The following is a 25,143-nucleotide window of genomic DNA, read 5'->3' as shown; positions in this document are numbered from 1 at the left end:
AATTAACTTCTTTATATTAGCGAAAAAACTAACAGGCTAAAAAGCCTGCTAGTTTAGCATAGTTGTTCCCATTAAGCACTATTCAATTTTATCAACTTCAAATGCTTAGCTTTCTTTAAGCTCATTACAAATCATTATGGACTTACAACAGCTTAAAGGGGTTCAAGTAGACTTTGTCGTCTCATCACCAATAGCATAAATGCTAATTAGGCAACGAATGCAACGATTTCACCACCGATACCAGCAGCGCGTGCAGCACGATCGCTCATGATACCTTGGCTAGTCGATACGATAGCAACACCCATACCTTGCTTAACAGTAGGGATAGCGTCTTTACCGCGATGCTGGCGTAAACCAGGACGGCTAAAACGTTGGATAGTTTCGATGACAGCTTTGCCTTCGAAGTATTTCAGTTCAATAGTCAATGTGGCTTTATTGTTGTCTTGTTCAGTAACAACAGCGTTCGCTACATAACCTTCGCTAACCAGTAAATCAGCAATTGATTTACGTAATTTAGAGCTCGGCATTGCTACCGATACTTTGTTAGCCATTTGTGCGTTACGAATACGGGTTAGCATATCCCCAACGGTATCTTGCATACTCATATAGTTACTCCTTACCAGCTTGCTTTACGAACACCAGGCACATCGCCTTGCATGACACGCTCACGCAGCATATTGCGTGATAAGCCAAACTTGCGGAAGTAACCGTGAGGACGACCGGTGATAGCACAACGATTGCGCAGACGTACTGGTGATGAATTGCGTGGAAGAGCTTGTAGCTCTAGCATCGCTTCCATACGAGTTTCGTCACTTGCAGTCATATCACTGATAGTTTCTTTTAGCTTGATACGCTTTTCAGCATATTTAGCAACCATTTTTTCGCGCTTTAATTCGCGGTTAATCATGCTCTTCTTTGCCATAACGTCTTTACCTTATTTAAATGGGAAGCCGAATGCTTTGAGTAACGCACGACCTTCTTCATCATTACCAGCTGACGTGGTGATTGTCACATCCATACCGCGGATACGATCAATTTTGTCAAAATCTACTTCTGGGAATACGATTTGTTCTTTGATACCCAATGAGTAGTTACCACGTCCGTCGAAGGCTTTAGGTGAAAAACCGCGGAAATCACGAATACGAGGAATTGCAATGGCAATGAGACGATCTAAAAATTCGTACATTTGCTCACCGCGTAGCGTTACTTTACAGCCAATTGGCCATTCTTCACGAATCTTAAAGCCAGCAACTGATTTACGCGCTTTAGTGACCACAGGTTTTTGACCAGCAATCGCGGTCATATCAGCTACAGCACCTTCAAGCAATTTCTTGTCTTGAGACGCGCCGCCTACACCCATGTTAAGTGTGATTTTAGTGATTTTAGGCACTTGCATCACATTCGCTAAACCAAGGTCTTCTTTGATTTGCTGCTTTAGTTCATCGTTATATAAAGATTTTAATCTTGCCATTACCATTACACCCTTAGTGTCTTACGCAGTCGCCACTACTTCACCGTTCGAACGATAGACGCGTTGTTTGTTGCCGTCTTCGCCGAACTGATAAGTAATACGATCAGCTTTTTGGGTTTGCGCATTTAATATTGCGACATTTGAGATATGCAGAAAAGCTTCTTGCTTAAGAATGCCACCTTCAACGCCAGTTGCCTGATTTGGCTTCTGATGTTTAGTAACAATATTAATGCCTTCAACTTTAATACGATCGTTTTTTACAGCTTGTACAGTACCTTGTTTGCCTTTATCTTTACCAGCAATCACGATAACTGTATCGCCTTTACGTAATTTTGACATGGATTACCTCACAATACTTCTGGTGCTAGGGATACAATTTTCATAAACTGATCACCACGTAGTTCACGAGTTACCGGTCCAAAAATACGAGTTGCAATCGGTGCTTTGTTTTGGTTCAACAATACCGCAGCATTGTCATCAAAACGCAGAACAGAACCATCAGGACGACGAACGCCTTTTTTGGTACGTACAACTACCGCATTCATCACGTCGCCTTTTTTAACACGACCGCGAGGAATGGCTTCTTTAACCGTTACTTTAATAATGTCGCCAACTGATGCATAACGACGATGAGAGCCACCCAGTACTTTAATGCACTGAACTCGCCTTGCACCGCTATTGTCTGCAACTTCCAGCATTGACTCAACCTGAATCATAGCGTTACTCCACACGTATGAGCAATAAAAACCAGTTGCTGCCGCTAGCACAGTATGAGTAGTCGGCATTGTAATATAAATAACCGCTGCTACTCTTAATGTGAGTGATATACGCTCGGCGCAATCAGCATCCTTAAAAAGGCGGCTATTTTAACAGCTTCTGGCTTTTAATGCAATTTACTTAGATTTTTTCTACTTTTTCAACCACATCAACCAAAGTCCAAGACTTGGTTTTTGAGATTGGACGCGTTTCTTTGATGCGGACAAGGTCGCCTTGTTGGCAAACGTTATTCTCATCATGAGCTTTGATTTTTGTAGAACGACGAAGCTGCTTGCCATACAAAGGATGACGTACAAGACGTTCAATCAAAACTGTGATGGACTTGTCCATCTTGTCGCTGACAACTCTTCCTGTCAATACGCTAGCATTAGCTGTTTGATTGTTATCGCTCATGAGTCGCCTCGTTGTTTCTCGTTAATCAAAGTCTGAATCTGAGCAATCGTGCGACGATTGCCTCTGACTTCATGGGTATTACCCAACTGACCAGTTGCTTTAGCCATACGAATACGGAAAGCATCAAGTTGCTTTTCATCAAGTAACTGGGTCAGTTCTTCTAATGATTTATCACGTAATTCACTGATCTTCATTACATTATCGTCCGCTTAACAATGGTAGTTTTAAAGGGCAGTTTTGCTGCAGCAAGCGTGAAAGCTTCACGTGCAAGCTCTTCTGGTACCCCTTCAATTTCATATAGCACTTTACCAGGTTTGATTTCGCATACCCAATATTCAACAGGACCTTTACCTTTACCCATACGTACTTCTAATGGCTTATTGGTAATAGGCTTGTCTGGGAATACACGAATCCAAATCTTACCGCCACGCTTAATTTTACGAGTGATGGTACGACGTGCTGCTTCGATTTGACGGGCTGTCATACGACCGCGCGTCAATGATTTTAGACCAATTTGTCCGAATGCAACGGTGCTTCCACGATGAGCTAGCCCAGTGTTACGACCTTTATGCATTTTACGAAACTTGGTACGTTTTGGCTGTAACATAGTTTAACCTCTGTCTGAGTTTCGACGGTTTCCGTTTCCGCGACCACGGCGTTTTGGCGCACGAGTCTGCTCTTCTTTGACGGGATTGTAAACACTGTTCATACCGTCAAGGATCTCTCCGCGGAAGATCCAAACTTTTACACCGATGGTGCCGTAAGTTGTCTCTGCACGTACTGACGCATAGTCAATATCAGCGCGAAGTGTATGTAATGGCACACGGCCTTCACGATACCACTCACTACGAGCAATCTCAGCACCGCCAAGACGACCAGACAGCTCAACTTTAATACCTTTAGCACCAGAACGCATGCTGTTCTGTACCGCGCGTTTCATCGCACGACGGAACATAACACGACGCTCAAGCTGGCTTCCGATACCGTCTGCTACCAAACGTGCATCAAGATCAGGTGACGTGATTTCTTCAATGTTGACCTGAGCAGGTACGCCCATAATTTTGGTCAATTCTTTTTGAAGTCTTTCAATATCTTCGCCTTTCTTACCGATAACAATACCAGGACGCGCAGTGGCGATGGTAATCTTAGCGGCGCCAGTAGGACGCTCGATCATGATGTTGCTGATCATAGCGTTATCTAGCTTTTTGCGTAGATACTCACGAACTTGAATGTCGTTAATGAGGTATTCTGAGTATTGTTTAGGGTTAGCATACCAATTTGCATTATGCTTTTTTACAACACCAAGACGAATTCCGATTGGATGTACTTTTTGACCCATAACTTATTCTCCTACCTTTATAGTGATGTGACAGGTACGCTTACTGATACGATCAGCGCGACCTTTGGCACGTGGTAGGATACGTTTTAGCGTAATGCCTTCATCAACGTAGATGGTTGATACTTTAAGCGTATCAATATCTAAACCGTTGTTGTTTTCGGCATTGGCGATGGCTGAGTTAAGACATTTCTTAACAAACACAGCGCCTTTTTTATTACTATACGTTAGGATATCCAAAGCACGCTCGATAGATTTGCCACGAACTTCATCAGCAACGAGTCTAACTTTTTGTGCCGATATGGCGGCACCGCGTAATTTTGCAGTTACTTCCATGGTAAGCACCTTATCTCTTAGCTTTTTTGTCAATGCCGTGACCACGATACGTACGAGTCGGGGCAAATTCACCTAGTTTATGACCAACCATCTGCTCACTCACAATAACCGGTACGTGAGTACGGCCGTTGTGAACAGATAAAGTTAGGCCAACCATTTGTGGCAGAATCATCGAGCGGCGCGACCAAGTCTTAATTGGTTTGCGTGAGTTGGTGTCTAATGCATTTTCAACTTTAGCAAATAAGTGCGCGTCTATGAATGGACCTTTTTTCAATGAACGAGGCATGAAATTCTTCCTTTATTTCTTCTTGGCGCGGCGGCGGATGATCATGTTGTCAGTACGCTTATTGTGACGCGTTTTAAGTCCTTTAGACTTCTGACCCCAAGGGCTAGTTGGATGGCGACCTTTATTACGACCTTCACCACCACCGTGTGGGTGATCAACCGGGTTCATAGCGACACCACGAACAGAAGGACGAACACCACGCCAACGTGAAGCACCAGCTTTACCAAGTGATTTCAAGTTGTTTTCAGTGTTAGAAACTTCACCAATAACAGCACGGCAGTTCACGTGTACACGGCGTGTTTCGCCAGAGCGCATACGTAGAATAGCATAAATACCGTCACGACCTAGCAACTGAACACTGGCACCCGCAGAACGAGCCATCTGTGCACCTTTACCGATTTTAAGTTCGATATTATGGATCACAGTACCTAGTGGTATGTTTTTTAGCGGTAAACAGTTACCTGGACGAATTGGTGATAATTCACCTGACATTACAGTATCGCCAACTACTTGCTTCTTAGCAGCGATAATATAACGACGTTCGCCGTCAGCGTACTTAAGTAAAGCAATATGCGCAGTACGGTTAGGATCGTATTCAATACGCTCTACTGTAGCTGGGATATTGTCTTTAGTACGTTTAAAATCAATAATACGATAATGTTGCTTATGACCACCGCCGATGTGACGAGTAGTGATACGGCCATTATTGTTACGACCACCGGTCTTGCTTTTTGATTCTAGAAGCGCTGCAAACGGACGACCTTTATAAAGGTGTGGATGCACTACTTTTTCAACAAAACGACGGCCTGGTGATGTTGGCTTTGCTCTTACGATAGGCATGAGTGTAATCCTTATTCGTTATTCGCTGTTTCACTAGTAGAAGCAGTCGTATTTGCGACCTCTTCACCAGCATCAGCCATTTGTACATCTTGACCAGCTTTTAAGGTAACATAGGCTTTTTTATAGTCATTACGACGGCCGATACTTTTACCAAAACGCTTTGTCTTACCTTTAACGTTCAATGTGTTTACTTTTAAAACTTCAACACCTTCAAACATCATCTCAACTGCTTTTTTAACTTCTAACTTAGTAGCGTTAGAGTCAATTTTAAATACCTGCACACCAAGTGAGTCGCCAAGCATTTGAGATTTCTCTGAGAATACAGGTCCTCTTAGGATCTGATAAAGTCTTGCGTTATTCATGCTAGTGCTTCCTCAAATTGTTTCGCAGCTTCGACTGTCATGATCACTTTATCAAAAGCGATCAAGCTCACTGGATCCACTTCACTTGTATCAAGTACATTGACATGTGGGATGTTTCGAGCAGCTAAGTATAAGTTTTCGTCAACTTCTTTGGTGACGATTAATGCGCGTGATGCATTTAACTCACCTAACTTTGCGATAAGCTCTTTAGTCTTAGGTCCAGAAACGCTCAACTCTTCAACCAAGATCAAACGCTCTTGGCGAATCAATTCGGCTAGGATACACTGCATAGCACCGCGATACATTTTACGGTTGACTTTCTGTGACCAATCTTGTGGTTTGGCCGCAAATGTGCGTCCGCCCCCACGCCAGATAGGACTACGAATAGAGCCTGCACGAGCACGACCAGTACCTTTTTGGCGCCATGGCTTAATGCCACCGCCAGAAACTTCGGCACGGGTCTTTTGAGCGCGTGTACCTTGGCGAGCACCAGCAAGATATGCGGTGACGACTTGATGCACTAGTGCTTCGTTGAATTCACGACCGAAAGCCGTATCAGAAAGCTCAACTGCCGCCCCTGTAACTGTTTTTAAATCCACGTTAATCCCCTTGCTTAGGCTTTGACTGACGGACGTACGATGACATCGCCACCGGTGGCACCTGGGATAGCACCCTTGATGACAAGTAACCCATTTTCAACATCAACCGATATCACTTCTAGGCCTTGAACGGTAACGCGTTTGTTACCCATCTGACCTGGCATTTTTTTGCCTTTGAAGACTTTACCTGGTGACTGGTTTTGACCAGTTGAACCAATGGCACGGTGAGATACTGAGTTACCATGAGTGGCATCTTGCATGCTGAAGTTGTGACGCTTCACGCCGCCTTGAAAGCCTTTACCTTTACTGTTTCCTGTGACATCAACCATCTGACCTTGTTCAAACAAGTCAGCTAGGATCTCACCACCAATCTCACGACCTTCAAGATCGCTGTCATTGGCACGAAATTCCCAAACACCACGACCAGCGGCAACGCCGGCTTTAGCGAAGTGACCTTTTTGAGCTGCTGTTACGCGGCTGTCACGACGGGTGCCTGTGGTGATTTGGATGGCTTGATAGCCATCTACATCAGTATTTTTTACTTGAGTAATGCGGTTAGCACTGATCTCAACCACTGTTACAGGGATAGATGCGCCTGCTTCAGTGAAGACACGGGTCATGCCGCATTTTTTACCGACTAAACCGATCGCCATTTTAGACCTCTTTATATCTTATATTAATGGGTTGGGTGTTTATGTGCATTAACCCAAAGCAATTTGAACGTCAACACCCGCCGCTAAGTCAAGCTTCATTAGCGCATCCACAGTTTTATCGGTAGGTTGAACAATGTCAACCATACGCTTATGAGTACGGATTTCGTACTGATCACGAGCGTCTTTGTTTACGTGTGGTGAAGTTAGAACGTTGAAGCGCTCAATGCGAGTCGGCAACGGTACAGGACCACAAACTTGCGCACCGGTGCGCTTTGCAGTATCAACAATCTCTTGTGCAGATTGATCAATCAGACGATGATCAAAAGACTTAAGACGGATACGGATTCTCTGGTTAGCCATGCCAGCAAGCTCCTAATATGTGCTTTCGTCATTCTTGCTTTGCAAAGATATGACCAAAAGCCGTTTGGTTAAATATTTACTTAAAGCTGCCTTCTGTTCTTAACCAGAATGAGTTCTTTATCCGAACTTGTAGCGTGCCAAAAGCAAAATAGTTTAAAGCCCCGCCGACCCTTCCATAATAGGATGTCAGCAAAGGCATAATGAAATAGTGCTAGAAACGATGCTCTAGCTGTCATAGCGCCAGCTGTTTGATTGGCTGCGCATATATAATTCAGTGGTATATATTATACATAGTATTTCAGTCATTGCAAGAGCAATATCTATGGCATTTCAAGATATTAGGCTTTATAAACAATGTCACTTGTAGTCAATAATTTGCGCCGAATATTTTAGTAATGGGCAAACCATTAGTCTAAAACGATATCGTACTGCTCTTGGGTATAGAGATTTTCGACATCAAAAGTAATCACTCTACCCAGCAGATACTCTAAATCTGCTACCGTATCCGACTCTGAAGTTAGTAACAAGTCAATGACTGCGGCATGGGCAACCACCGTAAACTTCTTAGGAGAATTATAGGTACGAGCACAGCGCATGATTTCACGAAATATCTCAAAGCAGACGGTTTCAGCGGTTTTGACAAAGCCGCGGCCTTGACAAGTTGAACACGGCTCACACAACTGCTGCCCTAGCGATTCACGAGTACGTTTACGGGTCATCTCTACCAAACCAAGTTCACTGACTTGGGTAATCTTCGTCTTGGCATAGTCTTGTGCCAGTTGCGACTGCAAACTCTCCAGCACGTCATCTTTATGCTGCTGCTCCAGCATATCAATGAAGTCTAGGATAATAATACCGCCAAGATTACGCAAACGCAGCTGTCGAGCGATGGCATGAGTGGCTTCTAAGTTGGTTTTGTAAACCGTATCTTCTAATGAACGTCCACCAACAAAAGAGCCTGTGTTGACATCAATCGTGGTCATCGCTTCGGTCTGGTCAATAATTAAGTAACCACCTGACTTTAAGTCAACGCGACGTTTTAAAGCATCACGTAAATCGTCTTCAACCCGATGAACGTCAAATAAGGATTGCTCCGCGGTATAATGCACAATTCGATCATAGACGAAAGGCACGAACTCTTTAGCGAACTGCCTGACTTGCTCGTAGATTTGTGCATTATCAATGACGACTTTTGCGGTATCGGTATGTACTAGGTCACGAATCGAGCGTAGTGGTAGAGCCAACTCTTGGTAAATAAGCTCTGAGCTTTGATGATGATTGATTTCCTGACGACGCGCGCAGATAGTCCGCCAAAGCTGCAACAAATAATAAATGTCTTCTTCTAGTTTATCGACAGGCACGCGCTCGGCAGCCGTACGGGCAATCAATCCGCCTTTTAGGTTGACGGTTTGCATCAAACTATTTAGCTCAGTCTTGAGACGGTTACGCTCTTCTTCGCCATCGATACGCTGTGATATACCGATATGATCACTCGATGGCAAATATACCAGATAGCGCGACGGCAGAGAGACGTTGGTGGTCAGGCGAGCGCCTTTACTGCCCAGCTGGTCTTTTGTCACTTGGACAAGAATACGTTGGCTTTCGTGCAAGCGGTGTTGGATAAGGGTTTTAGAAACAGGAACGACATCGGTACTTTGCGCACTGACCACTGGCGGGCTGACGTCTAGACTATCAACACCGTTTTCCACCACAGTGTTGTCTGTATTTGTATTTGCCTCCTTCTTACCCTCCTCAGGTGCTTTACTTTTTCTTTCTACTACTGGGCGAGGCTCGCGCTGCATATCATTGACATGTAAAAACGCTGTCCGTGACTGACCGATATCAACAAAGGCCGCTTGCATACCCGGCAGGACACGCACAACAGTACCCAGATAGATATTACCGACCAAACCCAGTTTGTGATGTCGCTCAATATAGATCTCGCCTAGGATACCGTTGTCTAGCACGGCGACACGCGACTCCATTGGACTAATATTAATCAGCAGCTCTTCGGACATAATGTTTTCTCTTATCTTTCAACTTTCTTGTTAGACAGTCATCGTCTATTAGATTTACAGTGTAACAAATGCAACTTGCTCTTGCCCATTACCCTAGCGTGTCGTTATGTGCAGACAATGAACGGCGGGCTTTTAGCGCATTGACAAGGGCTGCTCTACCATTGTGGCTTTTTAATGAGTGCCAGTATCTAGAATATCTTTAAGCAATGCCAGCGTTTGCGAAAGCGGCAAGCCGACGACATTGGTATAGCTACCATTGATACGGCTAACCCATGCAGCACCCAAACCTTGAATACCGTAGCCACCTGCTTTATCAGCAGGTTCGCCACTCTCCCAATAACAGCTCATCATCTCCGTCGTCAGAGGTATAAAGGTGACTGCCGTACGTTCGGTGAGTTGTTGTTGCTTGACGACTTGGAATACTGGCTCATGGCTTTCTGTATGAGTGTGCGTAGAAACTAAGGATACATGGGTAGCTTGTACCGCCGTCCATACTTCATGGGTATTATCTGACATTTGCTGCCACATGCGATAAGCGTGCTCGCGATCGGCTGGTTTTACCAGTACCGTCTGACCATCTGGTAGTACACCAATGGTATCAGAGGTCAAAATAATAAGCTGCTCAGCGAGGTTATCTTTGTTTGTTTCAACGGTGTTGTCATTTAGCTGTTGTACTGCGGCAGCCGCTTTGGCAGCGACCATGCGCTCAATATAGTTTTTTGGTAGCTCATTATCTTGTGGCGTTTCATCGATATCAACGCTCATAACCGTAAAATCCAGCTGCGCTCTAGCGAGCAACTCCCGACGACGCGGTGAACCAGAGGCTAAAATAATATCCATCGCTATTCTCTTATTTTATGATCATACCAATTATCAAAGGCACAGAGACTTTCAGGATTGGCAGCTTTCATGTTGAGCATAAATTCTACTGCCAATCACATTAACACTACTAATAACAGAAAGGCTCTCAAAAGCAATTATTAAGGTAATAACTGAATTGATTAACGCGCAAATTTTCGTAACACTAGTAGCACTAGAGGCCAGCTGACTATACTCATCAATAAAGAAAAGGCAGACTGCGCGACAAAAATGTTTTGGATAAACATCTGTAGCATCCACAAACTCAGTTGAAACAGCAGCAAGCCTAATGAGGCGATAAGCCAAGCATTGACAGTGTTTAATTTTCTGACATAAATGCTACTGATCTTGATAACAAGTGCCACCATCACAGCAGCAAAGGCTTGCTGACCTAAATGGGTGTCCATCAAAAGGTCTGCCGCTAAACCAATGGTAAATGCGGTAAAGATACCAACGTAACGTGGCTGAAACAGCAGCCAAAAAATCAGCACCATGATCATAATCATGGGACGCAAGGTAGCCATACTAGGACTTAATGGATAGACATTGAGCGATGAGGCAACGACAAAGCTGGTAACAATCGCAATGAGCAAGATCCCGATTGGGTGCCTAGAGTCAGAATACGTCATGAATACCTACCTTAGCGAGTGTTTGGCAGCGGCCATTTGAACGTCTATTTAGCTGAAAAAACATCACTAAAAAGGTATGGGTGAAGACACTATAGAGCGAGCCCGGCAAAGTGGTTAGCGATGTATAAATTGAATATCAGCCACCATTGCTATCGAAACCCACATTACTTTTATCTATCAGCTTGTCTTGAAGCACTAATACGTAGGCATTATCGATAAAATTTGCCGCTGGCGTGACTTCAATACTTCTGAAGTTATCTGCTTGCGTGTCTTTGACATGAGCGATCCTACCGACTCGATAGCCTGCTGGAATGCGACCACCTAAACCTGAAGAAACCAGCTCGTCACCCACGCGCACGTCTGAGGTTTTGAAGACATAATTGAGGCTTAAAGAAGTGGGTATTCCCTGACCCGTCACAATCGCCCGCTGACCCGTACGTTTAACCGTTACTGCTACCGACTGCTGCTCATCAGTAATGAGTAGTAAGCGGCTAGTATTGGGATAGACATTGATAATCTGACCCAATATGCCGTCTTCGTCGATGACCGTTTGACCGACTTGCACCCCATCTTGCGCGCCTTTGTTGAGCACGACGATTTGGCGAAGTAAATTGGTGTCTGTACCGATAACCTGTGCCAAATTTAGCTCAAACTGTTCAGGTTTGGTGGTCGACAAGATGCCTTGCAAGCGCGCATTTTGTGCCAAAATATAATCTTGCTGCTGGAGCTTGGCCTGCGCGTGAATCAACTGCGATTTTAATTGCATGTTTTCGCGGCGTAGCGCTTCTTTTGATTGTAAGCTGCCACTTGCCCAATGCTTAGCATAGCTTGGCAATAGTGACAATTCATAGATAGGCTGCATAGCGGCATGGCTGGTATTGCGTACAGGACTGAACCATTCCGGATTTTTGCTATCGAACCACATCATTATCAACGCTACTATCAATACAATAGCAGCCTTACGAAATGCTAATGGCTGGCGTGCAAAAATACTTGGCGTCATAAGTCATCTAATTAAGGTTTTCTAATGTGAGCAATACCTAGCGCTAATTATAACAATGTTTAATGATCTCATCGTTATCAGCATTTAGTGGCGATGCTTGTAGCTGGCAATTAGTAATATGATTAAAGGCAGCGCAACTGGCTACCTTTATCGTTATTTACTGTTATCGTTAAATCGAATGTTTGACAATCGTGTTAACCGTCACTGAAGCATGCTTGTAAAAAATCACGGTTAACAGCAACTGATGTTCATTTAAATAAAAAGCTACTTAAACAAATGATCACTTAAACAAAAATCATGTTTAAGCTTTTATTATTGATAAAGTCGAGGGCGATACCGCCACCACGACTGACGCAAGTCAATGGATCGTCAGCGACTGTCACTGGCAAACCCGTCTCTCTTGAAATCAGCTTGTCTAAATCACGCAACAATGCACCGCCACCGGTCAAGACAATACCACGCTCGGCAATATCTGATGACAGCTCAGGTGGGGTTTGCTCAAGTGCTGCTTTTACCGCACTGACAATACCGCTTAGTGGGTCGCTTAACGCTTTTTGCACTTCTTCTGAATTGACCGTAAAGGTTTTTGGCACGCCTTCTGCCATGCTACGACCACGAACTTCTACTTCTAGCTGGCCTTCTTCGTTCAATGCAGAGCCAACTTCTTTTTTGATACGCTCAGCAGTGGTTTCACCAATCACACAACCGTGGGTACGGCGTACATGAGTGATGATGGCTTCATCAAATATGTCGCCACCGATACGAATCGACTCGGCATACACGCAACCTGATAGAGCAATAACCGCAATCTCAGTTGTACCACCACCGATATCAACCACCATTGAGCCACTCGCTTCATGCACTGGCATGCCAGCACCAATAGCAGCGGCCATCGGCTCTTCTAGCAATAGCACTTTGCTTGCGCCCGCTGATGATACGGCTTCACGGATAGCTTTGCGTTCAACGAGAGTTGATTTGCATGGCACACAAACGACCACGTTGGGCTGTGCCATAAAACGCTTCGCCTTTACCTTGCCGATAAAGTGCTTAAGCATTTTTTGGGTCACTTCAAAGTCAGCAATCACGCCGTCTTTTAGGGGACGAATCGCCGTGATATTGGCAGGCGTACGACCAAGCATCTGCTTGGCATCGATGCCAACCGCAGCAACGGTAGGGTTATGGGTACGATTGCTTCGTAGCGCGACCACCGTAGGCTCATCGAGCACCACGCCTTTATTAGGAATAAAAATTAAAGTGTTCGCAGTACCAAGGTCGATAGCGATATTATTTGATAAAAATCCAAACAGGTTCATGACTAATATATCCAGCGTCTTACGAATGAGGCGAATGAGAGTGACTGAGAGGGTTACTCGTCAGTGTTGAGCAGGTCGTCGTTAGACATCAACTGTGGCGAAATTGGTGCATCGCAACAAGTCAAACCTAAGCAATAATGATGAAATGACAAAACTGAGCTAAATTATACCGATTTAGCTCAAAAAAAACACAGGTATTTGCATCAGTAAGGCAGGATTTTGATCTTAAACGCTAAAAGTTGTTACAAAGTTTGAAATGGCAGTGAATACCATTCGATCTAATGAAACATCATTTAATTCAATAACTAACAAGGCTCTACAGGCAAATGATAGTTTTGCCTAGCATCACAGGTGCATACTGTAACGTATTTCAGAACGTAATGGGTAAGCAATTGAGAATCATGCGGTCAATTTTGCAAATCTTTGTGAATCATGGTGGCTTAGTTGAGATTGTGCAGCAATCAAGCGTCAGGCTCTGTAAACTTGGGTCAGATGCTTTATAATAAGCCTATGCTATCTCACTCTTATTTTAGTAGCCAGTTATAGTGGTTGCTTTTAACAGCGATTTAATTTTCATTACTGGTTTTAACAGCGGCTTTTTAAGTGCTTATTTTAAGCGCTACTTTTAAACCTACTTACTCTAACAAAAACTGTCCTTCACTGGAGAAACTATGTCACAGCAACCAGCAACGTCTGACAGCAATGTCAGCCGTGAAGAAATCCTAGAAGTTGCCAGCCTTGCGCGCTTGGGTGTCGATGAAACGACCGCCAACAGCTATGCCAACGAAATCAGCAAAGTATTAAAACTGATGCATACGCTTGGTAATGTGGACACGACTGATGTTAAACCACTATCGAATATCCATGAAGCTTGCCAAGACTTGCGTGCCGACGTCGCCAAACACGATATCAATCGTGAACGTAACCAATCGGTCGCGCCAGCAGTTGAAGAGGGCTTGTACCTAGTGCCTCAAGTGATTGAATAGTTGGTCGGCTCTATTTCTGCCTTTGTCTCATTTTATTTTATGCTATTAACATTTTGACGGACGACACCTTATGTCTGAACTTCATTTATTAAGTACCCAGCAGCTTATTACGGGCTTGCAAGACAAACAATTTAGTAGCCTTGAGCTGACAGAACACTATATCAAGCGTATCGATGCGCTAGACAGCAAGATTAATAGCTTTATCACTCATACGTCTGAGACAGCACGCGCACAAGCGCAAGCAGCGGACGAGATGCGGGCGCAAGGCGATCAGCGCCCACTACTTGGCGTACCGATGGCGCATAAAGACATCTTCTGTACCCAAGGGGTGCTCACCACTTGTGGCTCTAAAATGCTACATAACTTTATCTCGCCTTATGATGCCACTATCGTGTCAAACATCGACAAAGCGGGCATGATTAGCCTTGGTAAGCTCAATATGGATGAGTTTGCGATGGGCTCAGACAATAGCAGCTCATACTATGGTACGGTGCAAAACCCTTGGAATCTAGAGCGCGTCCCTGGTGGTTCATCAGGTGGTAGTGCTGCCGCAGTTGCCGCAGGTTTCGTGCCAGTCGCAACCGGTAGTGATACGGGCGGCTCTATTCGTCAGCCTGCGTCATTTTGTGGTCTAACCGGTATCAAGCCCACTTATGGTCGCGTCTCTCGCTTCGGTATGATTGCCTATGCCTCAAGTTTGGATCAAGCTGGTAGTATGGGTCGTAGTGCCAAAGATTGCGCCTATCTATTGCAACCAATGATTGGGCACGATCCACGCGATGCAACGTCTATCAAGTATGACATGCCAAACTACGTACAAGACATCAACGATGCAGAAGCAGCCGCTGGTGATAAACCCTTTGCTGGTCTACGTATCGGTGTTGCTAAAGAATACTTTAGTAAAGGGCTTGATGCTGAAGTAGAAACAGCCGTACGCGCTGCTTTGACAAAATACGAAGAGCTGGGCGCAACCATCGTAGAAGTCAATATCACCGATCCTGAGATCACGTTGGCGACTTACTACATGCTAGCCCCTGCAGAAGCGTCATCAAACCTGTCACGCTTCGATGGTGTACGCTTTGGCTATCGCTGTGAGAATCCAAAAGATCTCATCGATCTATACACGCGCTCACGTTCTGAAGGCTTTGGCCCTGAAGTACAGCGCCGTATCTTGACGGGCACTTATGCGTTATCTGCTGGTTACTTCGATGCTTACTATACTAAGGCACAAAAAATCCGCCGCTTAATCGTTAAAGACTTCGAAGACGCTTTTGCCAACTGTGATGTCATCGCCAGCCCAACGGCACCAACGGCTGCTTACAAGCTTGCTGAAGACCTCGATCCTGCCACCATGTATCTGGGCGATGTTTATACCATCGGTGTTAACTTAGCCGGTCTGCCTGCGCTGAGCCAGCCGGTTGGTTTAAACTCAGAAGGCCTACCTATTGGCTTACAGTTAATCGGTAAGCATTGGCAAGAGAGTCAACTGCTCACGACTGCGCATCTATTCCAGCAGCATACGGATCATCATCTACAGCACTCTGCCATCGCAAAGGAGACGGTATAATGAACACAGCAACTACTGATAACAATGCCGTTCGCGAGCACGCTGTGCGTAAAGAGCTGTTCGTCGATGGCTATGAAGTCGTCATCGGTATTGAGATTCACTGTCAGCTCAATACTGAAAGTAAGATATTCTCTAGCGCGCCCACTGACTTTGGTCACGAGCCAAACACACAAGCCAGTATTGTAGATTTAGGTCTGCCTGGTGTCTTGCCAGTGCTAAATGCTGGCGTGGTCGATCGTGCGCTAAAATTCGGCATTGGCGTCAATGCTGAGCTGGGTCTATTTAATACCTTTGACCGTAAAAACTACTTTTATCCTGATTTGCCTAAAGGCTATCAAATTACTCAAATGGCCAACCCTATCGTTGGCGAAGGGTATATCGATGTCGTGGTTAATGAAGGCGAAAAGAACGAATATCCGAAACGTATGGGTATCACCCGCGCGCATTTAGAAGAAGATGCTGGTAAATCTGTCCATGATGCCGTCGATGGTATGACAGGTGTCGATCTCAACCGTGCTGGTACACCATTAATCGAAATCGTCTCTGAGCCAGACATGCGCTCTGCTCACGAAGCACTGGCTTATATCAAAGCCATTCATCAGCTGGTCACGTGGTTGGGTATCTCAGATGCGGTCATGGCAGAAGGCTCGTTCCGCTGCGACTGTAACGTTTCTGTGCGTAAGCCTGGTGCAGAATTGGGCACGCGTACTGAGCTGAAAAACTTAAACTCGTTCCGCTTTATCGAGCGCGCCATCAATCGTGAAATCGAGCGTCAAATCGACATCGTTGAAGACGGTGGTAAAGTCGTGCAAGCAACGATGCTATATGATCCAGAGCGCGATGAAACCCGCACCATGCGTACCAAAGAAGATGCCAACGACTATCGCTACTTCCCTGATCCTGACCTGTTGCCTGTTCGTATCGAGCAGCATACGGTTGATGCGATCAAAGCTGCGATGCCTGAGCTACCAGTGGCTCGTCGTGCTCGCTTTGAAGAAGCGCTTGGTCTGTCAGAGTATGACGCTCGCATCTTGACTGGTAGCCGTCAGCTAGCCGATTACTTCGAAGACGTCGTCGCTGAAATAGGACAATCAGATGCCAAAATGGCAGGCAACTGGGTCATGGGCGATCTACTAGGTGCACTGAATAAAGACGATAAAGACATCGTCGACTCCCCTATCAGCGCCAAGCAATTGGCTGGCATGCTAGCGCGTATCAAAGACGATACCCTATCTGGCAAGTTGGCTAAGAAAGTCTTTAGCGCCCTGTATGAACGCGCGGGCGGCGATGCTGATGATGCCGCTGACAAAATCATCGAAGAAAAAGGTCTCAAGCAAGAAACCGATACGGGCGCTATCAAAGCCATCGTTGAAGAAGTCATTGCTAAAAACGAAGCAATGGTGGATGAGTATCGTGGCGGTAAAGAAAAAGCCTTTAACGGTCTGGTCGGTCAAGTCATGAAAGCCAGTCGCGGTAGTGCCAACCCGCAGCAAGTCAACCAAATTCTAAAAGAGCTACTGGGTTAATTGCTGATTGGTTATGCTGACTGTGATACGTAAATTAAGGTTATAGATTTTGGCTAAAATAAATAGCCCTTGCAATATGCCTAATTTTGCGTAAAATAGTCAGTCATTCGGGGCGTAGCGCAGTCTGGTAGCGCACTACACTGGGGGTGTAGTGGTCGCAGGTTCAAATCCTGCCGTTCCGACCAAACATAGTAGTAAAGAGAAAAGCCAATCATTGTTTTCAATGGTTGGCTTTTTTTTGTGCTAAATTTGGTTAGCTAATACATGATGCAATAGAGGAACAACAAGTTAAACTTTAGTCAACTTTTAAGACTAACATTTAGCATAAAATATTTCGTAAGTTTAGGGATAACTATCCTAAATCAGCCATTCACAATACTTTGTACTGGCTTATCTTGTGCCTATTTTCGTTCAAGGGTTTATAAATCATGGAGCTTTCAAGTTATAAGAAATCATTAGAAGATAGTAAGTATATTTATGCTTCTGATTTTATAGAGTTAATTTCCTTTAGTACTAGACCTAATGTAAAAATCGAACGCATAGCTGCATATCTTATAGATGAAAATTTTGACCAGCAAGTAACCTCTTACTACTCTCAAAATGGTAAAAGCTATAGTAAAGATCTTCATAGAGAAAATTTTGGTTTTGATTTAAATACTAGAGAATACCTAAGACACTGCGATTCTATAAAGTTCTCATTATGTAAATATTTTTTATACAGTGAAGAGGATGATTTAAATGATGACTTCTTATTTTCAATAGATGAGTTAGAGTCTATTGAATGTATACAAAATTTAAATATCGATTTTGATAGAAGTGTTATGTTTCAAGTAGGTGAGGCTTCGAGAAAATACAATAATGAGATTAATCCATATATCTTTAGGATTGCAGACGATGGTCTTGATCTTGAAAACCCAGAGCATAATAAAATACACGAACTTAATATAAATGAGTTTGCTCGAGATAAATTGGCGGTACTTGATACTTATAGCGTTATGTATGCAGCTTGCCTACTGTCAGGTGATAGTCCAACAGAGATACGAAAATTTCAAAGTCACCTTGAGTTCACTCAAGTATTTTCAGAGTATATTAGTTATAAATTGATGATTGAGCTTGCAATAAAAGATGGCGATTTACATATCTGTGAAGATAAGATATTAGCTGCTGATTTAAAAGATTACTTAGGTCAAAACGGCTATTTCTTTAGAGGATTTAATGATTGGATGGCTATTGAGCCAGCTAAACCTTTAATCAATAACAAATCTAGTAAGCAGATAGAAGCTAGTAACGACAAATTAAAAGAAGCTCAAGAAAAGGTGGCATATCTTGAAAGTCAACTGGAACAAACCAAAGCTGAATTAGAAGATAACTCAGTTGGTGACGAGCCAACACACCATAAAAGTGTAGGTTCTATGCAAGCGTTAGTCACCACACTTATCAAAATGGCTGAATATGATAAAGCAGACCTAGCCGATCCTTATGGAGAATTTAATAAGCTTATTCAAGCAAAATCTGAAGTGTTGGGATTATCAGTTAAAAAAGACTTTATTGCAAAATGGTTAAAGAAGGCTAATGAAGTTCTATAGAACTCTGTCATTTTCTATATAGAACTATCGAACTACCCTATTTCATAGAATACATCCATACCAGCCGTATCAATCAAGTTACGGCAAATATGGAGCTAAATAATGACTCAGCAAAATCATACCTCACATAATTTAGAACAACAGCCACCGCATAACGCGCCTAGCAACTTATCAAAATTGCTACTCCCAATACTTAAAATAGTACTCAGTATTCTATTGCCTTACTTGCTATCACCGCCTGATATCAGTATTCATATCCATCACATTAATATAATGTTTTAAAGTCAAAAAACTAAGCACTACCCTAGCCGATACTCGTGTCCTATAGACTTTCATAGAGCCAACAGTTAGGGTAAATGCTACAACGTTACGATGGTTTATCCTATGTCCGAGCCTGTCGATCAACCCACATCTACCCGCCTTATAGATGCTGCCCATTGGGAAGCGTACCGACGACCTTATGTGCGTGATCTGGCGTATGTGCTGGCATGCCCTAACGTCTTAACCGAATGGCTGGACTTTGCGCCACATCAGAATACCCATGCCATCGCCGTACATAGCGCAAGCTTTTGGCAAATGCAGTTTGAGGCGTATCAGCAGCGTTTAGAAGTGCTAGATACTACCAATGCTTATCAGGCGCTGACCCGTTATTTACTCAAGCGCCCAAGTCCCAATCGACTAGGTTTTCACTTTGAGGGGTTGCTGTCATTTTGGTTAGAGGATGGATTTGCGCGCAAATTGCATCCGTACGAGACGCTAGCCAGTAACGTCCAGTTATTTAACGGCAAACAGACGACTGGTGAGCTGGATTTGATATTGCATAACCATGCGGAAAATCTGGTCGAGCATTGGGAGCTGGCGATTAAGTTTTTTATGGGATCAGCACCGTTTGAGCCGGAGAATTGGGTGGGGATTAACTCCAATGACAATTTGCAGCGCAAAATGACCCATATGCAAACCAAGCAGTTTCGCACCGTATGGGTAGATACCGAAAATCATGGGCAAGTCAAAATCGACAAGCGTTATGGCGTGATAAAAGGGAGATTCTTTTTACCAAAGAACATCACTAATCTCGTCCATACGTCTTGGCTAACACCAAGCTTTCCCATGCACGAATGGTGCGATAAGTACGACACGAGCACTCTCGCGACGCTTGATATCAAAGAGTTGCGCGCTGCTCATTATATTGAATGGTTTAGCAAACGCGACTTTTATGATGGACGTCCGTCGGTACTTATCCATTCTGAAAACGGTATCTTAAAAACAGGATTATACTTTGAAGGTGATAGACCCATCGTCATTTACCCGAAGCAGCATGATGAGAAAAGCGACTGATTAAGTATTTTTCCTAAAAGTTTTATCTACTAACGCTCAATAACTCTCAATCACTTGCATCAGCTCATATCTGAGCATATCGGCACTGGGCATGCGCTCAGCGTGAAAGCGAACCATAGCAATGCCTGCACTGGCTAGAGCTTTGTCTTTTTTATCGTCTGCTTTTTGACGTGCTTTGCTACTATGCGTCCAATCATCAAGTTCTATAGCGACTAATGTAGTCTGAGCATCGACATCCACGATCACATAATCCACGCTTTGACGGCAGATACGATTGAACCAAAAGCTACGCTCAGAGGTCTCATCACTATTGGCTTCGATGATGCGTGACAGCTGAACTTGGACAAATATATGATATTCCGGCAATGCATTTTTTAACTTATTAAAAAATATTACCTCGGTATCGGTCATGATGGGCATCGGTGCAAATGGCCAAATAGCCAGCTCATCGCCACGTACAGGCTTTGGATCAGGCTCAACGACTGGGGGTTTTTTCAATAGCTTTGGTACGGTAATCAGCCCTAAAAACCCAACAGCCAATATTAAAAATATAACGCCAAATGACATGGTTTTACCTTATACAATATGAAAGTGATTGGCTGAGTGTCATCATTCGCACTGAATCCATGACAGGCCGATCACAGCAGGGCAACCTTTATAGGCTGACAGGTTATACAAAAAGAGATAATAAAAATGGCGCTCATCTTAACTAAGGATGCGCCAATCGGCAATCTATAAAGCAAAAAACACGACAGTAACTGTCGTGTTTTGATAGAAAGCGAATAAAGACCCAACCAATATCTTGAAAAATATCTCTTCTATTCAGATGTAATCATTTAATGATAGTAGACGAGCCTCTATCTTAACGCCAGTAAAGTACCCAAGCGCTCGTCGTATTTACTTTGGGATCACTATTAATTTTGTCTTTTAATGCCAAGGCCGCGACTTTGCCACGCTCAGGACCGACGACGACTCGGACGCCGCGACTGGTAGCGCTGGTCTTCACTTGATAGCCTGCTGATTTGAATTTTTTGGCCAGCTCATCGGCTTTAGCTTGGTCATTCGCCAGTGCAACTTGTACCCCAAAGCTGCCTTTGGCATCGGTTTCTTTGACTTCTTTACGGGCTTCACTGAGTTTTTGCTGAGCGTCGCGTTTGGCATCAGTCGATTTTTTTGCGAGCGCGTCTTCTTTTTTGCGTTTTTCTTCACGAGCCTGTTCAGCTGCTACTGCTTCACGTGCTAAACGATCCACCTGCTTACGCGATGGAATAGTAATACTCTGACCCAGTTGTAGCGATGTCGATGGCGAAAGGTTATTCGCTTGTGCCAAAACTTCTACGGGCATGTTGTATTGTCGCGCCAGTTTTATCAGCCCATCACCTCTTTTTACTTGATAGTCAGAAGGCGATTTTGGTGGCTCATTTTTGGCGGCTTCTGCTGCTTGTTCCACCGCTTGTTTCTTTTTTTCAGCCATGGTCTGAGCATCAGCTTGCTTTTTAGCTTCCGCTTGGCGTTTGGCTTCTGCTTCTTTTTTGGCGGCAGCTTGTTCTTTTAGTGCGGCCTGTTTTTTGGCTTCTTGTTGCTGGGCTTGAGCGGCCTTTTGCTTATCGCTATCGCTCGTGTTGGTCGCCGCGGCAGTTGCTTCATCATTAGTACTAGGCTGTGCGCTTGAGGGTTGAACCACATTTTGAGCAACTTCTGAACTGTCGTCATCGGCGGCAGCGGGTGCACTATTGGCTATATACTGCTGATTTTCCGCACGCGATTTTGCCAAGGCTTGCGCCTCCGCAGTCTCTTGCTCCGTCAAAAACTGCTGCGCCCGTTTTTCTTGCTCAGCTACCCGCGCAGCACGTTCTTTTTGCTTTTGCGCCAGGATACGCTTTTCAGTGTCGATGTCAGTGGTCAGTGGCTGCGGCGCCTCTTGCTCGGCACTTGGCTTATCGACCATTGCCGTCGCTGGCTCGGATGTATTACCATCACCAATTTGTTGTACCATGGCATATAGCATCACGCTACCGCCGATAATCATCCCAATGCCCAATAAGGCTTGTCTCGAAAAGTTCATCCGTTTACGTCTCTTAGTTGGTAATAAGGTTGATTGGTCAGCGCGGTTATTGTTAAAACCCTATCAGCTAATATCCTACCAGTCGTCTTGATAAATAGCCACTGCCGCCAGTTACTGCCATCCTCTCTCAAAGATTATGTCATATTTATAACAGCACTTTTTTATGAAAGCTATTCTTTATGAAAGTACTTTTTACAAAACACTTTATAAAATACCTTATAAAAAGCCTCTTTGTTTGCAAAAGCTCTTTGATTATAAAGTATATTTTTTATGCTGTCTGCTCTCACGCTGCTGTTAAGATTAACATTAAACCCGTCATATTTTCACTTAATTTCTCATTTTTCAAGTGCCGCCAATGCCTCACCAATAGTATGGAAGGAGCCACAAACGACAATGAGATCTTGTGGTTGACTGCTATTTATAACGGCCTGTGTCGCTTCTGATAAACGTTTAAACTCATGTATCTGCGCACTATCCACATAGTTGCTTAAGATATTTTGCAACTGCTGAGTACTTGCCGCGCGTGGATAATCAATTTCAGCGATGAACCAATCACTAATTGGCAAGCCTGATTCGGTCAAACGCTGCACGACATTGTCGATATCTTTATCCGCAAGCATGGAAAATAGCATTTTAATAGTTGCAGGTGCGCTATTGGTTTGTTCATCACTACTTTGCTTCGCCACATGCTGCTGCCAGAGCGGTGATAATTGCGCCAATAAAAACTCAACCCCTTGCTCGTTATGTGCCACATCAAATAGCCAGTGACGATTCTCTAACTCTCGATAATCAAAGCGACCTGCCAATTTAACGGTCTGTAGCGCCTGCTCAATAGCAGCAATATCGACAGCTAATGAACTGGCTAACACTGCTGATAAGGCATTGGCAGTATTGGTTAACGATAGTGCTGGTCGTGGCAATTGTAGAGTAACAGCGGCATTACTATATTGCCAAGTAATTGCATCAATCTCGCGATAATGGAAGTCTTTGCCAACTTGATAACAAATCGCCTGATTCTTATCGATAGCCTGTTGCACGCTGGTTGGCATGTCGGTAGCGCCGTAAATCAGGGGAATACCATTGCGTAAGATTCCTGCTTTCTCGCGACCAATATCTTCGACATTGTCACCGAGCCAATCAACATGATCGATGCCGATATTGGTAATCACTGCCATATCAGGATCAATGATATTGACCACATCTAAGCGCCCACCGAGTCCCACTTCTAATACCCATACATCACAATCAGCTTCGGAAAATATCAATAAAGCAGCCAATGTCGTCATCTCAAAAAACGATAAGGTCAAAGCACACTGTAACCGCGCCGCTTCTACTTTGTTAAAAGCATTTATCAACGTTTGGTCGCTGACCATTTCGCCATTGATGCGGACCCGCTCATTAAAGGCGCTGAGATGCGGTGATTGATAGAGAGCTGTCTTATAGCCTGCTGCTTGGCACATCTGTGCAATCACTGCCGTCGTTGAGCCTTTACCATTGGTGCCTGCCACGGTAAATACATAAGCATCATCTTTCGCTGACTGTACCACACCCAGTGCTTCAGCGACTGGCAACACGCGCGACAAGCCCATATCTATCGCTGAGACGTGTATCTGCTGCATATAATCAAGCCATTCCGTTAAGTCGGCTTTATCATTGGGGCTAGCGGGATTAGAAGCTTGAGAATCAGACATGGCGCAAACCTATATATAATTTTATGAAAATAAAAACCGTGTATCTGCTAACTAAAACCAAAAATAGCATTTACCGTTATATGACGATAAATGCTATTAAGGAGTTTTGCATATTTTAGAGATATTAACACGCTGCTAAGCAGTTATAAAACTTATAAACTTAATCCGCTGTTTATTTGGTGCTAAGCACTAACATTAGGAACGCGGCATAACTTCGCCAGCAAGCGATAAATGGTATCGATAAGCTGATGACGATGTACCACTTCATCGACCACGCCATGCTCTAACAAGAATTCGGCACGCTGGAATGGCTCTTCTAATGTCTCACGGACGGTTTGCTCAATCACGCGCTTGCCAGCAAAGCCAATCATGGCTTTTGGTTCTGCCAGATGGATATCACCGAGCATAGCGAGCGATGCGGTCACACCGCCATAAACGGGATTGGTCAGCACGACGATATACGGCACGCCAGCAATTCTTAAGCGTTCAATCGCCGCTGCGGTACGAGCCATTTGCATCAAAGACAATAGTCCTTCTTGCATACGCGCACCGCCTGAGGCTGCAAAGCATATTAGAGGTACTTTATCTTCAAGCGCTTTTTCAGCCGCTTGGACAAATCGATCGCCGACGACTGACCCCATAGAGCCGCCCATAAAGCGGAAATCAAAAGCACAAGCGACGACGTCAAGATTGCGCAACTTACCATACATGACAATCAGCGCTTCAGATTCGCCCGTTTTTTCTTGTGCTTCACTCATACGCTTTGGATATGGCTTACTATCGACGAATCTCAGCGGATCTTTTGCCGTAAACTCTTGCCCAAGCTCACCATCTACTTGATCCAATATCCAATGCAGACGCTCGCGAGCACTCATCGGTAAATGATGATCGCAGTGCGGGCATACATAGCAGTTAAAGATAAGGGCAGTGTTGGTAATCATCGAATGACAATTACTGCACTTGGTTGACGGTTCGGTTTCTACTGCCGTCAAAGGCGCCGTCAATTGCTGCTTGATGCCTGGTACCGAACGATTAAACCACGATTGCCCAGCGGTGTTGCCGTTCGGCTCGACGTTGTTTTTTTCAGTATTATTAGGATTAGTCATATCAGGTTTTGTTATTGTATCAGTCATATTATTTGCCATCATCAAAG

At 44.2% G+C, this 25,143-nt stretch carries 31 protein-coding genes and 1 tRNA gene; 7 read left to right on the top strand and 25 right to left on the bottom strand.

All coding sequences use genetic code 11. The features are described from left to right. Positions 1–206: 206 nt before the first annotated feature. The 21 genes from rpsH to ACMFL8_RS03110 all read right to left on the bottom strand — a co-directional run bounded on the left by rpsH (position 207) and on the right by ACMFL8_RS03110 (position 13,234). Complete coding sequence (rpsH, locus tag ACMFL8_RS03210) at positions 207–605, bottom strand: 30S ribosomal protein S8 (protein WP_010196706.1); 399 nt, start codon at positions 603–605, stop codon at positions 207–209. Positions 606–616: 11 nt separating this feature from the next. Further along, positions 617–922: a 30S ribosomal protein S14 gene (gene rpsN / locus ACMFL8_RS03205; protein WP_010196705.1), complete on the bottom strand. Its 306-nt coding sequence runs from the start codon at positions 920–922 to the stop codon at positions 617–619. Between the two features lie 12 nt (positions 923–934). Beyond that, positions 935–1,471, bottom strand: a complete 537-nt coding sequence (gene rplE, locus ACMFL8_RS03200; protein WP_010196704.1) for a 50S ribosomal protein L5 — start codon at positions 1,469–1,471, stop codon at positions 935–937. A 21-nt stretch (positions 1,472–1,492) separates the two neighbouring features. Next, positions 1,493–1,810, bottom strand: coding sequence for a 50S ribosomal protein L24 (gene rplX, locus ACMFL8_RS03195; RefSeq protein ID WP_010196703.1), 318 nt, complete (start codon positions 1,808–1,810; stop codon positions 1,493–1,495). Between the two features lie 8 nt (positions 1,811–1,818). Continuing rightward, positions 1,819–2,187 (bottom strand): 50S ribosomal protein L14, encoded by a 369-nt coding sequence (gene rplN, locus ACMFL8_RS03190; protein WP_010196702.1) that lies wholly within the window; start codon positions 2,185–2,187, stop codon positions 1,819–1,821. Between the two features lie 181 nt (positions 2,188–2,368). After that, complete coding sequence (gene rpsQ, locus ACMFL8_RS03185) at positions 2,369–2,641, bottom strand: 30S ribosomal protein S17 (RefSeq protein ID WP_010196699.1); 273 nt, start codon at positions 2,639–2,641, stop codon at positions 2,369–2,371. After that, positions 2,638–2,835: a 50S ribosomal protein L29 gene (gene rpmC, locus ACMFL8_RS03180; protein ID WP_010196696.1), complete on the bottom strand. Its 198-nt coding sequence runs from the start codon at positions 2,833–2,835 to the stop codon at positions 2,638–2,640. Before rpmC ends, rpsQ begins: the two co-directional genes overlap by 4 nt. Continuing rightward, positions 2,835–3,248, bottom strand: coding sequence for a 50S ribosomal protein L16 (gene rplP / locus ACMFL8_RS03175; protein ID WP_010196693.1), 414 nt, complete (start codon positions 3,246–3,248; stop codon positions 2,835–2,837). Before rplP ends, rpmC begins: the two co-directional genes overlap by 1 nt. 3 nt (positions 3,249–3,251) lie before the next feature. Beyond that, on the bottom strand, positions 3,252–3,980 hold the full coding sequence (rpsC, locus tag ACMFL8_RS03170; RefSeq protein WP_010196691.1) for a 30S ribosomal protein S3: 729 nt from the start codon (positions 3,978–3,980) through the stop codon (positions 3,252–3,254). A gap of 3 nt (positions 3,981–3,983) precedes the next feature. Next, complete coding sequence (gene rplV / locus ACMFL8_RS03165) at positions 3,984–4,313, bottom strand: 50S ribosomal protein L22 (protein ID WP_010196689.1); 330 nt, start codon at positions 4,311–4,313, stop codon at positions 3,984–3,986. Between the two features lie 10 nt (positions 4,314–4,323). Beyond that, positions 4,324–4,599 (bottom strand): 30S ribosomal protein S19, encoded by a 276-nt coding sequence (gene rpsS / locus ACMFL8_RS03160; protein WP_010196682.1) that lies wholly within the window; start codon positions 4,597–4,599, stop codon positions 4,324–4,326. A 12-nt stretch (positions 4,600–4,611) separates the two neighbouring features. Then, positions 4,612–5,439, bottom strand: a complete 828-nt coding sequence (gene rplB, locus ACMFL8_RS03155) for a 50S ribosomal protein L2 (protein ID WP_010196679.1) — start codon at positions 5,437–5,439, stop codon at positions 4,612–4,614. Between the two features lie 11 nt (positions 5,440–5,450). Next, positions 5,451–5,801, bottom strand: coding sequence for a 50S ribosomal protein L23 (rplW, locus tag ACMFL8_RS03150; RefSeq protein ID WP_010196677.1), 351 nt, complete (start codon positions 5,799–5,801; stop codon positions 5,451–5,453). Continuing rightward, on the bottom strand, positions 5,798–6,400 hold the full coding sequence (gene rplD / locus ACMFL8_RS03145) for a 50S ribosomal protein L4 (protein ID WP_010196673.1): 603 nt from the start codon (positions 6,398–6,400) through the stop codon (positions 5,798–5,800). Before rplD ends, rplW begins: the two co-directional genes overlap by 4 nt. A 14-nt stretch (positions 6,401–6,414) precedes the next feature. After that, positions 6,415–7,053 carry a 50S ribosomal protein L3 gene (rplC, locus tag ACMFL8_RS03140; protein ID WP_010196672.1) on the bottom strand — a complete coding sequence of 213 codons (639 nt, stop codon included), beginning with the start codon at positions 7,051–7,053 and terminating at the stop codon, positions 6,415–6,417. 48 nt (positions 7,054–7,101) lie between these two features. Continuing rightward, entirely contained in the window at positions 7,102–7,413 is a 312-nt protein-coding gene (gene rpsJ / locus ACMFL8_RS03135) for a 30S ribosomal protein S10 (RefSeq protein WP_010196670.1), read from the bottom strand. 407 nt (positions 7,414–7,820) lie between these two features. Further along, positions 7,821–9,431, bottom strand: coding sequence for an Rne/Rng family ribonuclease (locus ACMFL8_RS03130; protein WP_201592915.1), 1,611 nt, complete (start codon positions 9,429–9,431; stop codon positions 7,821–7,823). A gap of 171 nt (positions 9,432–9,602) precedes the next feature. Next, a complete protein-coding gene (locus ACMFL8_RS03125) occupies positions 9,603–10,271 on the bottom strand; it encodes a Maf family protein (RefSeq protein ID WP_413190063.1) in 669 nt (222 codons plus the stop codon). A gap of 161 nt (positions 10,272–10,432) precedes the next feature. After that, positions 10,433–10,918, bottom strand: a complete 486-nt coding sequence (mreD, locus tag ACMFL8_RS03120) for a rod shape-determining protein MreD (protein WP_194621027.1) — start codon at positions 10,916–10,918, stop codon at positions 10,433–10,435. A gap of 136 nt (positions 10,919–11,054) precedes the next feature. Then, the gene (gene mreC / locus ACMFL8_RS03115; RefSeq protein WP_413190062.1) at positions 11,055–11,921 is read right to left on the bottom strand and encodes a rod shape-determining protein MreC; all 867 of its coding nucleotides are present in this window, start codon (positions 11,919–11,921) and stop codon (positions 11,055–11,057) included. Positions 11,922–12,205: 284 nt separating this feature from the next. After that, positions 12,206–13,234 carry a rod shape-determining protein gene (locus ACMFL8_RS03110; RefSeq protein WP_413190061.1) on the bottom strand — a complete coding sequence of 343 codons (1,029 nt, stop codon included), beginning with the start codon at positions 13,232–13,234 and terminating at the stop codon, positions 12,206–12,208. A gap of 671 nt (positions 13,235–13,905) precedes the next feature. Between ACMFL8_RS03110 and gatC the strand changes: the two genes are divergently transcribed. The 7 genes from gatC to ACMFL8_RS03075 all read left to right on the top strand — a co-directional run bounded on the left by gatC (position 13,906) and on the right by ACMFL8_RS03075 (position 20,234). After that, entirely contained in the window at positions 13,906–14,220 is a 315-nt protein-coding gene (gene gatC, locus ACMFL8_RS03105) for an Asp-tRNA(Asn)/Glu-tRNA(Gln) amidotransferase subunit GatC (protein ID WP_210541387.1), read from the top strand. Between the two features lie 70 nt (positions 14,221–14,290). Next, positions 14,291–15,787, top strand: a complete 1,497-nt coding sequence (gene gatA, locus ACMFL8_RS03100; protein WP_413190060.1) for an Asp-tRNA(Asn)/Glu-tRNA(Gln) amidotransferase subunit GatA — start codon at positions 14,291–14,293, stop codon at positions 15,785–15,787. Continuing rightward, positions 15,787–17,313, top strand: coding sequence for an Asp-tRNA(Asn)/Glu-tRNA(Gln) amidotransferase subunit GatB (gatB, locus tag ACMFL8_RS03095; RefSeq protein WP_413190059.1), 1,527 nt, complete (start codon positions 15,787–15,789; stop codon positions 17,311–17,313). The genes gatA and gatB overlap by 1 nt, the downstream gene beginning before the upstream one ends. 108 nt (positions 17,314–17,421) lie before the next feature. Then, positions 17,422–17,498: transfer RNA gene (locus ACMFL8_RS03090), tRNA-Pro, on the top strand. A 243-nt stretch (positions 17,499–17,741) separates the two neighbouring features. Further along, complete coding sequence (locus ACMFL8_RS03085; RefSeq protein ID WP_413190058.1) at positions 17,742–18,899, top strand: hypothetical protein; 1,158 nt, start codon at positions 17,742–17,744, stop codon at positions 18,897–18,899. Positions 18,900–19,001: 102 nt separating this feature from the next. Further along, positions 19,002–19,181: a hypothetical protein gene (locus ACMFL8_RS03080; RefSeq protein WP_413190057.1), complete on the top strand. Its 180-nt coding sequence runs from the start codon at positions 19,002–19,004 to the stop codon at positions 19,179–19,181. 102 nt (positions 19,182–19,283) lie between these two features. Beyond that, positions 19,284–20,234, top strand: coding sequence for a DUF1853 family protein (locus tag ACMFL8_RS03075; protein ID WP_413190056.1), 951 nt, complete (start codon positions 19,284–19,286; stop codon positions 20,232–20,234). 36 nt (positions 20,235–20,270) lie between these two features. Here the strand turns inward: ACMFL8_RS03075 and ACMFL8_RS03070 are convergent, their stop codons facing one another. The 4 genes from ACMFL8_RS03070 to accD form a co-directional block, all read right to left on the bottom strand. Beyond that, a complete protein-coding gene (locus ACMFL8_RS03070) occupies positions 20,271–20,801 on the bottom strand; it encodes a DUF2726 domain-containing protein (protein ID WP_194621033.1) in 531 nt (176 codons plus the stop codon). A gap of 295 nt (positions 20,802–21,096) precedes the next feature. Beyond that, positions 21,097–22,299 carry an SPOR and LysM peptidoglycan-binding domain-containing protein gene (locus ACMFL8_RS03065; RefSeq protein WP_413190055.1) on the bottom strand — a complete coding sequence of 401 codons (1,203 nt, stop codon included), beginning with the start codon at positions 22,297–22,299 and terminating at the stop codon, positions 21,097–21,099. Between the two features lie 335 nt (positions 22,300–22,634). After that, positions 22,635–23,990, bottom strand: coding sequence for a bifunctional tetrahydrofolate synthase/dihydrofolate synthase (folC, locus tag ACMFL8_RS03060; RefSeq protein ID WP_413190054.1), 1,356 nt, complete (start codon positions 23,988–23,990; stop codon positions 22,635–22,637). Positions 23,991–24,172: 182 nt separating this feature from the next. Next, the gene (gene accD, locus ACMFL8_RS03055; protein ID WP_413191362.1) at positions 24,173–25,135 is read right to left on the bottom strand and encodes an acetyl-CoA carboxylase, carboxyltransferase subunit beta; all 963 of its coding nucleotides are present in this window, start codon (positions 25,133–25,135) and stop codon (positions 24,173–24,175) included. Positions 25,136–25,143: the final 8 nt, after the last annotated feature.

This window comes from Psychrobacter sp. AT9 (assembly GCF_047272965.1).
Lineage (GTDB): Bacteria > Pseudomonadota > Gammaproteobacteria > Pseudomonadales > Moraxellaceae > Psychrobacter > Psychrobacter glaciei.
The sequence above is the reverse complement of the archived record's forward strand: the minus strand, read 5'-3'. Positions and strand labels throughout refer to the sequence as shown.